6 protein-coding genes are annotated in these 14,593 nt (G+C 55.8%); 2 read left to right on the top strand and 4 right to left on the bottom strand.

Going from position 1 to position 14,593, the window contains the following annotated elements; translation table 11 throughout:
* Window positions 1–82: 82 nt before the first annotated feature.
* From RBB77_RS22170 to RBB77_RS22155, 4 genes are all read right to left on the bottom strand, one after another.
* Window positions 83–3,358, bottom strand: coding sequence for a DUF3857 domain-containing protein (locus RBB77_RS22170; protein ID WP_353063877.1), 3,276 nt, complete (start codon window positions 3,356–3,358; stop codon window positions 83–85).
* A gap of 450 nt (window positions 3,359–3,808) precedes the next feature.
* Window positions 3,809–5,869, bottom strand: a complete 2,061-nt coding sequence (locus RBB77_RS22165; RefSeq protein ID WP_353063876.1) for a S53 family peptidase — start codon at window positions 5,867–5,869, stop codon at window positions 3,809–3,811.
* A gap of 303 nt (window positions 5,870–6,172) precedes the next feature.
* A complete protein-coding gene (locus tag RBB77_RS22160) occupies window positions 6,173–6,814 on the bottom strand; it encodes a response regulator transcription factor (protein ID WP_353063875.1) in 642 nt (213 codons plus the stop codon).
* Entirely contained in the window at window positions 6,792–9,674 is a 2,883-nt protein-coding gene (locus tag RBB77_RS22155; RefSeq protein WP_353063874.1) for a sensor histidine kinase, read from the bottom strand. Before RBB77_RS22155 ends, RBB77_RS22160 begins: the two co-directional genes overlap by 23 nt.
* Before the next feature lie 579 nt (window positions 9,675–10,253).
* Here RBB77_RS22155 and RBB77_RS22150 point away from each other — a divergent pair.
* Both RBB77_RS22150 and RBB77_RS22145 read left to right on the top strand, forming a co-directional pair.
* Window positions 10,254–11,075, top strand: coding sequence for a YqgE/AlgH family protein (locus RBB77_RS22150; protein WP_353063873.1), 822 nt, complete (start codon window positions 10,254–10,256; stop codon window positions 11,073–11,075).
* 638 nt (window positions 11,076–11,713) lie between these two features.
* Window positions 11,714–14,545 (top strand): UPF0182 family membrane protein, encoded by a 2,832-nt coding sequence (locus RBB77_RS22145; protein ID WP_353063872.1) that lies wholly within the window; start codon window positions 11,714–11,716, stop codon window positions 14,543–14,545.
* Window positions 14,546–14,593 lie beyond the last annotated feature (48 nt).

Genomic DNA, 14,593 nt, shown 5'->3' with positions numbered 1-14,593 from the left:
CCGACTCGTCACCTGGAGCCACACGGCGTCAGGGCCAAGTTTCCACGAAGGAACCACGACGACATGAAAGCACGTGGCGAATCTACTCTGACGCGCCTTCCACTGCGATACCAGAGTTGAGCATAAACACCAAATCGCAGGTCGAGCTCTTCTTACCGCAGTACACAACCGCATCGCGCAGCACACGCGCAGACGATCCGGCTGGCTCCGCGCCGGGCAGTGGCAGCGACTTCGCCTCGTCCAGCAGGGGCTTCAGTTTTGCATCACCGGAGACGAGCATAGCTGCCGCGATACCATCGGCGTCCAACTGGAGACGTACCGTGCCGCCACCCTCCGCACCCGCGCCATTCTTCACGTGGTAGCTGCGAAAGTCCTGCATCGACGTTGCAAAGTGCTCGTCGCTGGCCGCCTTGACCCCGGCCTTCTCAAGGCGCGCAATGGCCGCAGCCACTTCGGCAAAGTCCTGCTTCGCATCGGCCGCATGCTCCGTCTGCTTTGCAAGCCGGTACATCCATAGCGCATCTGCACTGCGGTCCAGACCCTCGAAGGCCTGCGCCAGGTGATTGCCGACGATTACGTTTTGCTGTGAGAACCATGCCGCGCGCAGGTACGGCTCGGCCTCCTTCGGTTTGCTCTCCAGCAGCAGAATGTAGCCCAGCGTGTCCCACGAGGCTGTGAGGTTAGCCGAATCGGCAAAGGCCTTCGTATTCGCTTCTTCCAAAACGTGTGAGGCCGTCGCCTTTTCCAGCAGATCGACCGAACGCCGCGACTGCGTCTCCGCGAACGGCAGATCGATCTTCGTCTCCGACAGCACGTAGACGTTATTGTTGATGACATCCGGATCATCGCTACCGTCCATCGCCTTCTTCGCGGACATGGCGGCTTCTTCGTTGCGATGTAGTTCGTACAGCGTGCTTGCCACCTGCGTGGCCACCGCGCGGTCTTCAGGCTGGCGCGCCTGCAGATCGCGCAGAACTCCGAGCGCATGCGTGTAGTCGCCCTGTTTGCCAAACACATAGACTCGCATCTGCTGAGCCCGTTCGCTGCTACCGCCGTATCTGTTCAGCAATCCCTCAGCATCGCTGTAACGCTGCTTGTTGCTGTATTCCTGGGCCAGTCCGAGAACCATCCAGGGATCGTCATCGGGATGTGCCTTCATCTCCGCTTCCACATCGCGAGCGCCGGAGTCAAGATCCCCGTCACTCGCCTTGACGACCCCAAGCATACCCAGGACGTAAGGCGCATCCGGCGAACTCTTGCGTAAAGCTTCGAGGCGGCTGCGGGCTCCGCCCAGATCTCTTCGCTGCAGCATCGCAGTGATCTCTATCAACTGCTGTCGCGTGTCAGAGGGGTTCGAGGGCTCGGCTGCGGGCGTTGTCTCTTTGACCGGTGCGGTGGCTGTGCTCTTCGCGCTCTCCTTGCTGATCGTGAGCTGATCGGGCGGAATGAGCCGCAGGTAAGGCTCCCCATCGTTCACCAGAGTTGCTTTCTGAAAGGCGAGGTAGTCTTTCCATCGGTCACGCGGCAGCTTGTGCACCTTGACGACCAGCTTGCGATCCGCGATGACCTTCCCGTCGACAAAGCGATATGTCTTGTCGTAGGTTGCGAACTCCCGGGAGACATGAACTGCGTCGGGCAGCTCTGCACGATAGCCCGCGGGAAGGGCCATGGTACTGTGAGCCTCAGCGGTACGCGGTGCGCCAAGGTCGATATCGTGTTCGGGTGCCTTCTCTTCGCTCACAAGAGTGAGTTCAACGGTAGGGAAGAGAGGCAACGATTGATTGTTCTCCCACCCAGCATACTTCTCGCGGCTGTAATCGTAGCTGATTTTCACCGGCGCAGCTGCGCCGGTCTGGCGCATGTCCGTGCCGCTCACCTTACCGCCAAACCCCATTGCCCCCGAGAGGTACTGCATCGCGTCGTCCCATTGAGCGGGTGATAGCCGCTGCATCATGGAGCGCAACTCCAGCTCATTGTCAGATCTCGCGGTCAATACCATGTGGCTCTTCAGCAGGCCGTCACTGTTCAGCGTGCCCTCGGCGACAAAGTCTTCGTGATAGGCATAGGGCGGCTTAGCCGGAGTCTTCTCAAGTGCGGCCGGAGCCTTATCCGGGATGACGAGCGCCTGCTGGTCGCGGATGACAGGCATGAGCACGCGAAAGGGTGCGACCTCAGCGGTGGAATCAAGCCAGACTCGCTCCGGCTTGCCGGCTGCGTCAGGCAATTCGACTGTCGTGATGGCGTGGTTGAAGACCGCGGGTGATGGCACATCCGTTACCGGCGCAATCCCCGCCCCGATCAGCACGGGCGCCGTGGTCATCCCTTTCGCGCGCAGCAGGCTCTCCAACAGAGTGTCCTTGTCTTTGCAATCGCCGTAGCCGTGGTCCAGCACTTCGTCGGGTGTATGCGGCTGGAAGCGGCCAACACCGAACGAGAGCGAGATGTAGCGGATCTGCGTCGCAACGAAGCGATAGAGCGCCTCTGCCTGTTCCTGAGGTGTCTTCGCATTTTTGGTCAGCTCATCGGCTTTGGCTCGCACGCTGGCGGTAGGCTGGAGGCGCTGCTCTGCCAGACCGCGGTACCAGTCGCCAACCTCAGCCCAGCTATGGAAGGTGGTCCATGCCACGCTGGGCAGCTTGCGTCCGTCGGCGTCCTCGTCCGGATCCTTCACCTCGGCCACGGTCATCTTGCCGGTCTCGTCGCGCGCGCTGGCCTTGATCTGCGACGAGGTCCACGTCCACACATGCATTCCGTCGCGCGTCACCGGCGTCGTCTTGTGGTTCGGGCTCCAAACCTGCACGTAGGTATTTTCCGGCACGGCAAGCGTTAGGCTCTGTTCCAGAACTACGCCACCCTGCACCAGGAAATGCTCCGCCCCCCAGAATTGTCCCGGCGCTTGCGCCTTGGTAAGGACTGTGTGGAACTGATATTCGAGCCGGTCGCCCGACGCAAGACTACGCACGGGGAGGTGTTTCTCTCTCACGTCCGAGTACATCGGCGCTTCGCGGGTTACTTCTGCCGGCATCTCCATGGCGTCGTCGACTGGCGTGTTTACCGTGCTGCCGTCCGGTTTATGCACGCGCACGAATTCCATCGTCGCGGTCGAATTTGCTGAAGCGTAAGACAGATTCAACACGCTGAACTGCCGCGCCACGCCGTCGGACTGAATGCGCACGATCAGGTGCTGCACTATGTCTCCGGTGCCGTCGGCCTTCATTGTTGTAATGGTGTCGTACCGCTCAAAGACAAACGGCTCGTCGCGGTACGGGTCTACGGAGGACGCCGGAGTTTGAGTATGGGACGGCAGCGGCAGAGTGGCAATTAGGGCAGCGGACAACACAATCGGACGGAGTTTCATGGATGTAACTGCGTGTATAGCAGATTTCGGGAACCGGGTACATACCCCACACTGTCCCCCGACCAGCGACCACAGTTACGACCTGGCCCGTTCCTCGTCATGTGACGACCACTCTACGTAAGCCGACTTATCGGTACCAATCGACGCCCTCGACAAGTGCATTGGCGATTTAGCACTCACCGAGATCGGACACGAGCTCAGGAGCAGTTGCTGGGCTGGTTTGCGAGAAGTTTGTCGCCGATAACCCGTTTTCAAGGAACTACAGGAACCACTTGTCCGAGAAGCCGACAACACTTCCACTGAAAGTGATTCAAGTTAGATCAGAAGGATCGTGTGGTTGTCATACACACAATGGCGAACGGCGCTTTATCTCCGTAGCGAACTAATAAACAAGGGCGGCCCGGAAAAGCACTCCGGTCCGCCCTTCTCATACCCTACTATCATGCGGCGTTACTTCTCGGCGGCCACCGCATTGATGAAGGTAAGTCCGTTTGGAGTGCCATATCCCGTCACATTGTCCCATCCGGGTGTGACCGTAAGAGAGGTATCGATACCGAAGCCAATGACAGCCCAGGTGTCGCCCCCTACAAAAGGCCAAATCGCGCTAGTGAATCCAGTACTGGTCTCCAGAGCTCCGCTAAAGAGATCGGCTGCTGAGTAGTAGGTAGAACCATTCTGATCAAACACGACCCCGGCAGGATTTGTCACAGTGCTTGGTGTTGTTGGTAGAACATCCTGGATGTCGCCCTTCGGCAGCGCTGCAATCGCTGGTGCTGCCTGCCCGAGCGGTTTGCCGGCTTTCTGATTCGCTATCGCCCAGAAAGCAGAAAAAATTGGGCTCGCTAGACTCGTGCCACCGTAGCCATACTGCAAAAACACTGCGCCGAATTGATCTGAAAGAGCGATAGGCACTCCGGTGTAAGGATCAGCGAGCGCAGAGACATCAGGAGTTTGCCGGCCTGTCCCCGGAAGAGCTTTCTGCCATGAGGGCTTGGCAAAAAAGATGCTTTCCCCGCCTCCGGAACCAGCTACAAAGAAGCTGTTCCCGGCCGGTGGATCCTGCACAACTCCACCGCGCATGAGGTAGTTGCCGACGGAGCCCCAGCCAGTCGTGATTTTTCCTGTTGAGCTGCCAACCTGGTTAAGAATACTGGTTCCACCGACCGCGGTTGCATGAGGTGAAACGGAGGGTACGCCCGCGGCACCAACCGGTGTGCCCAGTCCTTCATCTCCACTATCGCCTGTCGAGAAGTTGACTGAGATACCCTTGGCCGTTGCAACTTCGAGAGTCTGGTCCCACGATTTTTGTTCGAGAGAGCCGGCAATGAGGTCCGTGTCAATCTCGTAGCTATTTGAAACAGAGTTGCCAAGTTTGTGCGAGACGACGTACCGAATGGCATCCTGAAAATCTTCGCTGTCCTGACCCGTTGTGACGACAACTACAATTTTGGCGCCGGGAGCCATCGCATGAGCCCAATCGACATCGAGTGCAATCTCCGTGTTCCAGCCGGTTAAGACACCCGCATTAGGATCGGCCGGTTGACCTTCCGGATAAACGATTTTGAAGTTCGACGAGGTAAGCGTGGGCAGGCCCATGATCTCGCTGAAGACGTTGGCATCTTTCTCGATCGTGGTGTCCCCATAGGCTTCCACAAGAACGATTGTTTGACCGGTCCCGTCGAGCCCCTTTTGATATGCAGCCGTCAGTCCATACGCGTCCTGCAGGCTTGCGGCGGTGTAGTCGCATGAAATTAGAAGAAGCTGATTTCCCTGCATGTAGACGTTTCCGAAGTAAACACCGTTGGTTGCAGGTGTGCCAGACTGGAAATTATAGGCTGTGGGAGCGGATAAACACTGATCGGTCATCAGGCCCCTTAGGTTCTTTGAAAGAGCTGAGGCGGTAGAGCTGGTTACCTCCGTTGAGGGATAGAACTGTTTCGTTTTTGGATCAACAGCGCGCGAAACAAGCGGATGCGCCTGATGACTTTCCAGACCCGCAACGGTGGAGACGTACTGTCCAGCCTCGCCGCTCAGTTGCGCATTCTGAACATTTGCACGGAATACCTTTCCGTTATGCCGATATTGGTTAATCTGAGTATTGAATGCTTGAGCAACATTTGAGGCAGCGCCGCGCACACGAATGGTGAAGCCGTTTGTGTCCGTAGACAAAATCGTCAGCCCCTGCTTTTCCAACTCCTTACGAACAATTGCGATCTGCGCATCAGTTGGCCCGTAGGTCTTCAGATCGGCGTCGGTCATCCACTTATGGAACGTCGGGGAGGTAGGGTCGTACAACGCTTCGACAGCCTTGTCGAATTCAGCCTTCTTGGGGAGCTTAAGGTGCACCGTGAGGTTGATTTCCGTAGACGGATTCACAGGGCCTAGGTCAGTCGAATAACGAATGCCGCTTGACACGTTATTTTCTGCCACTTGGGCGTAGGCGGATGACATTGTTGCGAGCGAAATTAGAGCACCGGTCGCTGCGCCCTTACAAAGTTTTTGAAATTTCATGCATCCTCCATACAAATTGACTGAATTAAAGTTGGGACAACGGGCAATGAGATAGCTCGGGATAAAATCCTTATCCTCGAGTGCTCATTCTTCTCGGCGATAGCAGAATCAGGGACTCGGAATTTGGCGACAGGGCAAGAGGGACAAAAGGGGCAAGAGGGGCAAGAAGGGTAGGAGGAGTAAGAGGGGTAAGCGAGAAGATCAAACGCCCATGATTAAGTTGGCGAAAGCTTAACACTCTCGAGCGAGGCGGGAACAGAACTCAGAAGGATAGTTTTTGAACTACCCGAACGGGTATGTGGATTAGGCGTCGAGGAGGCCGCGCTGAATGGCAATCACTACGGCCTGGGTGCGGTCGTTGGCCTGAAGCTTCAAGAGGATCTTCTTCACATGCATCTTGACTGTGTTTTCGGTGACGAATATGAGATCGGCAATTTCCTTGTTACTCTTACCCTTCGAAATAAGACCGAGGACTTCAATCTCGCGGTCGCTGAGTTTTTGCGATCCGATGTATTGCGTAAGCTTCTCTGCGGTCTCAGGCGATAGGCAACTGCCACCTGCCACGACGTGACGCACCTGGTTTCCCAAGGTGGTGCCATCAATGCCCTTCAGCAGGTATCCGCGCACGCCCAAGCTGATCGCGTTATAGATCGAAGCATCTCCTTGCGCCGAACTCAGAATGATGATGCGTGCCTGCGGGTCGGTACCAAGCACGATGCGCACAACGTCAAATCCACTCTGGTCCGGCAAGCGCAGATCGAGCAACATTACGTCTGGACGGCAGTCCGAATACATCTCGACTGCTTGCTTTCCTGTGGCGGCTAGGCCAACGATCCTCATATTTTGCCGCTCCAGCACGCCCGCAAGTCCCTCCCGCACCATGGGATGATCGTCCACGATAAGTACGCGGATTGGAGCGCTCTCAGCTTGCTGTGTTATTGCCACTTCTGATTTTCCGTTTGCCATTGCGCCGCCAGAAAGAATTGTAGGTCTTCACGCGCAGTATAACGTTGGTTCCTTGTCCTGGCTCACTCTCCGTCAGAAGCGTCGCACCGATCCGCTGTGCATGCGCCTGCATCCCACGCAGCCCAAAGTGACCTGGGCGGCCATGCTGCAGCAGCTCTTTTGTCATGCCCTTTCCATCATCGGAAATTTCGACTTCCAGCATATCGGGCAAAAAATGGACCTCTACTGATACATATGCGGCATTCGCGTGACGAAATGAGTTCGCGAGTGCCTCGCGGCAGATACGGTACACTTCGTCGCGAACCAGTGGATGTACCTCGCGTGGTTCGCCGGTGCAAATCAGGTCGAATATCGGCAACGGGCCCGATCGAAACTCGGCTTCCGAGTGTTGCAGCACTTCCACGAGGCTGTATTGCGCAACCGCGGTCGAGTGCAGGTTCGACACCATGTTCCGGCTGCGAACGATCGTCTCGCGCATGCGTTCTGCCAGAGTCACCAACATCCCCCGCGATGCCTCAGGACGATCGGTGACTTCAAATCCAATGAGTTCAAGTTGTAAGGTGGCCCCAATCAGATCTTGGATTACTGTGTCATGAATCTGATGCGCAATTCGTTCGCGTTCTGCAGCCCGTTCCTGAAAACGGAGACTCAGTCGTTCCGCTCTCCGACGAGTAAATCGCCGGGTGATTTCTACGACAGCTCCCATAACAACGAGGGTTGCCAATAGCAGGAACCATCTCGTCTGCCAGAAGAACGGCTGCAGCTGTATCTGCGCCTGGGCCGGGAGCCTACTTGACCCGCCCTCACGATTGAAGGCGACAACTTCGAATCTGTAGCGCCCTGGAGGGAGTCCAGTGTACGACACTTCGCGTGAAGTGCCTGCATCGACCCAATCGTGATCCCATCCCGTAAGGCGATAGTGAAACCGTGTCTGCTCGGGGGCGACGGTGGCAGGAGATGTATACGCGAAGGTAATGCGATGCCTGCCAGGACCTACCGTGAGATCGCCAGCTAGGTGATGCAGATCGTCAACGACGATACTGTCCACAACGGCCTGCGCTGGTCTTACATCCGGCAGGCGCGGGTCAATAACGGCAGGCCCCTTGATAGTTGCAAACCAGAGACGCCCATCATGCGCCCGTATGGCAGTAATTTGATTCAAAGGAAGAACATACCGGCTTCTCAGGCCATCCGTCTCCGTAAAAATCTCTGGATCAACTCGAGAAATGCTGCCGTCAGCGTAAGCCGTCCACATCTCTCGGGTGATGCGGGCAATCGCGCTCGCAGTGACAATCCAAAGGTTGTTCTGGTCATCGCTCAATATGTCGAGCACCAGGTTGCCGGGCAACCCTTCATTCTGTGTCAGCATTCGCCCCGCACCATTCGTTCCGTTTCGGAGCAATATGCCGTTGCGGGTGCCGACAGCTATTCCGCCCTTAGGCCACGCGACGCAGTGGACCGGCTCGTTAGTTGAAAGCGCTCGCTCGAACCGTTGGCCATTCCAGCGTTGCAATCCGGTTGCGTCTCCGGCCCACAGAGTCCCTTCGCGATCCACCGTCAAGGACGACAGTGGTGTCCCGCTGAGACCATCCTTGCTCCCTAACTCGGTAAGTTTGCCATCCTTCAATCGAAAGAGACCTCGATTGTCGATGCGAAACCATACACTTCCATCGCCGGAGATAACAGGTGTGCTCACATATCCGTGCGGAATCAATGGCATCTTCGTAAATCTGCCAGCACGCTGTTCAAAGATCCCGTAGTCTGAAATTGCGATCGCCGGTATGCTTCCGTTCTCGATGAAACCACGCACCTGTCCTGGCAATAACCCCTGCGCCTTGTCGAATCGTTGCCAGTGTCCTGCTTTCCAGCGCATGACCCCGCCTTCCAAAGTCCCGGCCCAGATGGAGCCGTCCTTCTGCTCGAAGATCGACTCTGTCTGGCTTCGGTTCCCGGCCACCTTATCTAGCGTGGAATAGTTCGTGAATATACCCTGATGCAGACGCTCAAGACCCGCAATGGTCCCCAGCCAGAAATCTCCGTTGCGATCTTCGAGAATCGTGCGAACGTCGTTGCTTGCCAGGCCATCCGCTTCAGTCAATGTCTCCAGCTCATCTCCTGACCTGCGACTCAACCCGTGAAGTCCTCCACTCGCCATCCAGAGACGGTGATGGCTGTCGATCGTCACACTGACAAAGTTTCCCAGGCCAGGGTTTTTGACCTGCGTAAAACCGGTGCCCTCGAAGTGAAAGAGATGATGGCCATCTCCGGCCCACACGTCCCCAAAGCGGTCTGCATGAACTAGATGGCAGTCCGGTAGCTTGTACTTCGCAACGGTGGCTCTCCCCCGCATACGGAAGATATTCTCGCGGTCCGCGATCCAGAGCGAGCCGTCGCTGCTCTCCGTCATATCGCTGATCCTGTGTACATCGTCAGGCAGCGAGGCAGCTACCAGCTTGTCCGCATGAGTGCGCTCCAACCTATCCTCAAAGTAGAGCCAGAGCTCGCCATCGTTTGAACGCGCCAACGTCTCGATCCGATAACGGGATCGCTGCTCGAAGAAAATTGGTACAAAGTGGTGGCGTTCATAATGAAAAAGACCAGAAGCTGTCACGATCCAGAGCCCATCCCCACCGTCTTTCACAAGTGCGCGGATGAAACCCTGCAACTCTGGAGGACCGTCCTGGCTGAACCCGCGGAAATGCACACCATCAAAACGCACGAGACCATTCATCGTGCCCACCCAGAGGAAGCCATCTGACGTCTGCGCAAGAGATGTAACGAAATTCTGCGGTAGTCCTTGCTCGGTCGTCCAGGTAGTCAGCACTTCATTTCGAAGCAAACCGGAGGGCTCCGAGGCCCAGGCTGTGATTGCACTGCATGCCATCCCAAGCAACACAATGAGCGTTTTCCAAGAGATGATTTTTGAGAATTCAATTTTGGGGGTGAACAGGAAGCTGGTTTCCTTCATATGCGGCTCGTTGTTCCCGGCTCAAAATACACGAGGCCTATTGGAACCTTGCGCTCACGTGAGTTTACCGGAAATCCACCACCCTTTGGACCGGGGCATCCCTTACAAGTCCCTCGCGCCGGTGGGGACTGGGTCTGGCATTTCCGGCTCGTCTTTCGCCGTATTCTGCCTTTAAGTCTTCGGTTTGCGGAGAAGACGATCGCAGGAGGTAGCCTTTTCTGAGCCAACATGTTCAAAGTGAGTAAGTCCTGAGCCGCTTGCGGTTCGGTACTATTATGACGATCCACAGTATTGAGCTTCCGCGAATTACTATCGACGCGCTCGAAGATGGCTGAGGTCCTGACTTGCCAGAAGGTTCGTGGTCCGGAGTGATCGGAAAGCGAGAGAACAGAAATCTCGGATCAGACCTCTAGAAAAATCGGATAATCTCCTCTCGAAAGGATACCGATCATGTCGCTGCGCAAAGGGTCGCTGTTCGCAATGCTGTTCGCGATCGTTGCCTTGGCGGAGCCCAGAAGGGTCAACGTTTACAAGGCGGAATTTGATGTGCCGAAGCCGGCTACGTTGTTGCGCGCTCCTACGCCTGCCGCTCCGGCATTGCTTTGGTACGGTAGCTCGCCGGCAAACAAGCCAAGCCGATGGCTCAAGACATCCCCCAGAAAAGGCGAATTGCTGCCGGCGTCATTTCTTCCGATTCAATTCAAGAACCCCAAAGATTTGGGTATTGGCAAGTTGCTCGTCGCGAGCCGCGGCCTCGGCGACCCACATTTCGCTGGAACAGTAATCCTGCTAGTTCACTACGATGAAAATGGTGTAGTCGGACTATTTCTCAACCGACGCACTGATGTGCCGCTTTCTAAAGTCCTTGATCTCAAAGCGGCGAAAGACCGCTCCGACCCGGTCTATATCGGGGGTCCTATGGAACCTTCTGCTGCAGTTGCACTTTTTCAGTCCTCGGCCAAGATTGAAAAAGCTGAGAACCTATTCGGGGGTGTTTATTTGATCTCCGACAAAGGCCTCTTCGAAAAAACAATTTCGGACCGGCCTGACCCTAACGTTTTTCACGTTTACCTGGGATATGCCGGATGGACGCAAAATCAATTGCGGACCGAGGTGCAATCGGGCGCATGGTTCGTTTTTCCGGCAGACGCCGCCACAATATTCAACTCCGATCCGGATTCTTTGTGGTTGCAGATGATTCAGAAGACGGAGTTGCGATTGGCGAAGACTGAGCCCTTCGTAGAAGTCTCCCAGCCAGTAGAAATGTTTTGATCAATCCCGAGTCATTCACCGGGCCGATATTTCGCACAGTACATCGAAGATGCCGCATCCCGGATTCGTCGTTCTGGCGTCCCATAAACTCAGATCGCCATTAGCGCGGTTAAATTCGCCGCTAAGTTGGGCAGAAAATTCACGGACACCGACGCGGCGTTTGATCGCATAGACCGCGATGTGGACGAATCGCCTCGCTTGTGGCTGCCATCGTCGAGATCACTCTCTCGTCGAAGGCGACCCGGAGGCTCAGGGCACTTGGCGGCGAACTCTTGATGACAACGATATGCCTTTTTTACGCGCCGCTTGTTTTAATAGCAGATTATGACATTGATGTTCCCGCTGCAGTGGGGTTCCAGGCTCGCTCTTGTCTGACGATGCAGGCCGCCAGCGCGCTATGCGCAAATCACGCGGGCCGTCGAGTCAACATCGTCGAAGGTTCGACAAATGACTCCCGACTGCCTTCTCTCTGAGCGCCTTAAGCACAGGTATCGACCTGCCATGAGCCGGTGCATCACCCTCGCCTGGAAGAAATAGAGGCCTCGCGGCAAGTGACAGATATCTACAAACAGTGTCGACGGGACGGCTTTGCACGTGGTTGTCAATTGTAAGAAGCCTACAATCAGAATGTTTGTCCAATGACGATCGAGTACGAGGGAAAATTGCCGGATTTCATAGATTCGAAGCAGCATCGAAGTGCAACATGGGGACGTCGCGGAATCTTTCTACTGGCTGCTTTAGCTTTGGGTATCTTCGTCTGTGGACGGATCGGATTGTCTTATTGGGTTGACCTTCTCTGGTTCCAGTCGCTTGGATATAGTGAGGTGTTCTGGAAATCGGCAAGTCTGCAGATCATAGACTTTGTGTTTTTTGCGGGGACCACTTTGCTGGTTCTGTACGGTGCGTTTTCGGCAATTCGAAGGTCTCACGAGGCCGATCTGCCGAGAGCTCACGCGATTATCATCGCGGGAGAGCCAATAAACCTTTCAGTCCAACCAGCTCTGCGCGTGATCTCGTTTTTCATCTCCGTCGTCATTGGGTGCGTGACGGGGTTGGCAATGATGGCGGACTGGCCGACACTGGCGCTGTTCTGGTACACGCCGCATACAACGGGCAGCGTTGCTGATCCGGTCTTTGGTAAGCCGCTGAATTTCTTTCTGTTCACCCTCCCCGCGTGGCAGCTTGTCAATAACTGGCTCCTTACGCTGGCGATTGCGATCTGCGCCGTAGCGATACTATTCCTCATCATTACGAGTGGCGCCCGTTCTCTAACCAAGCGGCAGATCACCTACGCCCCGTCTCCGTGGCGAGGACTGTCGATTGCGGTCGCATTCCTTCTCCTCGTCCTCGCGATAAACGTGTATGTGGACCGATTTCAGCTCTTGCTTGAACATCACACGATCTTTGACGGCATTACTTACACCGACGCACACATAACGATCTACGGCCTTCTTCTCGTCTGCGCTGCCCTGGTTCTCGGTGCGTTCATTTCGGCCTACAACGCGGTTCGGCATTCCCGTGGGCGATGGATCGTGGCTGCAATCCTTCCTGCCGTAGCCTGCTATGGCGTCATGGGAATTGTCGGCTGGTACGTGGGCAACTTCATTGTGAAGCCCAATGAGCTCGTTCGCGAAGAACCTTTCATCGCCCACAATATTGAGATGACCCGTCAGGCGTACGGGCTCAATCGCTTCGCACAGCGCGAGTTTCCTGCTGAGACGACAGTCGATGCGGCGGACGCGGCGAACAACCAGCCGACCCTCCAGAACATCCGGCTGTGGGATTGGCACGCCTTGCAAGACACGCTGCGTCAGGTTCAGGAGATCCGCACCTACTACGACTTTCCTGGCATCGACATCGATCGATACAAGATCGATGGCATGACACGTCAGGTAATGCTTGCAGCAAGAGAACTCAACGTTGAAAAGTTGCCAATAAGTAGTCGCAACTGGATTAACGAAAAGCTGATCTACACCCACGGTTACGGGGTGACGATGAACCCGGTCAATGGGTTCACAGCAGAAGGATTGCCAACACTGTTTCTGAGCAATATGCCTGTCCAGAGCACGGTCCAGGGTCTCAACGTGACGCGCCCACAGATCTATTTTGGCGAACTCACTGACACCGACGTGTACGTAAAGACGCGGCAGCAGGAGTTCGACTATCCGCAGGGTCAGAACAACAATCTCACCTCCTATGAAGGCGATGGCGGCATCATATTGGGCGGCTTCTTGAGACGGGTCATGTTAGCCATCGACCGTGGCGATCTCGGGAAGTTGCCGTTCAGCGACGACGTCAATTCGCAGAGTCGGCTTCTGATGCGGCGCAACATCCGCGATCGTGTTGCGGCGCTGGCACCGTTCCTTACCTTCGATCAGGACCCCTATATGGTGGTGGGCGACGATGGCCGGCTTTCGTGGATCATGGACGCCTTCACAGTATCGAACAACTATCCGTATTCGACCCACTACAATCTCGGAGAAAGTTCAGTCAATTACATGCGAAACAGCGTCAAGGTGGTGGTCGACGCTTATACCGGAGCTACGACGCTCTACGTCTTCGACTCTCAAGACCCGATCCTTGCATCTTATCGCCGTATCTTTCCGAACCTTTTCAAAGACGCCGCTGCCATGCCGTCGGACCTGCGCAGACACGTACGCTACCCGGAAGCCCTCTTCAAAGTGCAATCGGAAGTCTATGGCCTCTACCACATGACGAATCCGGCAGTCTTCTTCAATCGCGAGGACCTCTGGACAGTTGCAACGGAGTCTGCGACCGATAGTAACGGTCAGCAGACGACTCAGATGATGCAGCCCAACTACGTATTGATGAAACTGCCGGGAGGCACAGGCGAAGAGTTCGTGGAGATTCTCCCCTTCACGCCTGCCAATCGGAATAACCTGATCGGGTGGATCGCCGGCCGCTGCGACGGCCCAGATTATGGGACAGCGGTAGTTTACGACTTCCCTAAAACAAAACTCATCGATGGTCCGCAACAGATCGAAGCCCGCATCGATCAGAACGCGCAACTCTCAGGACAATTGACGCTGTGGAATCAACAAGGGTCCCATGTTCTGCGCGGAAGTCTGCTGGTGATTCCGTCTGGTCGAGCACTTTTGTACGCCGAGCCGATCTATCTTCAGGCTCAACAAAGCCCCATGCCAGAGTTGCGGCTGGTCGTGCTTGCGCTACAGGACAAGCTCGCATACGGCACTACGTTCCAAGCAGCCCTGAGATCGCTTTTTGGCGGAGAGGTTTCGTCGCTGAACGCGAGCGAGGCACCACAATCTGCACCTGCATCCCAGGGAACAGCCCAACCCTCGACAGATATCAACGTGCTCATCTTTGAAGCTGCTAAAGACTTCGCTGACTACCAGCGCCTCACTGCCGCTGGCAAGCTTGGCGAAGCTGGCCAGAAGCTCGATGCGCTCAAAGGCGTGCTGGACCGACTAAGTGCGCATGGGAAGTAAACTTGTTCCGGCTCGACGACCAACCGACCATGCCAATGCAGACAAAAG

The organism is Tunturibacter psychrotolerans, from assembly GCF_040359615.1.
GTDB lineage: Bacteria > Acidobacteriota > Terriglobia > Terriglobales > Acidobacteriaceae > Edaphobacter > Edaphobacter psychrotolerans.
This window is presented reverse-complemented; position numbering and strand designations above follow the sequence as displayed.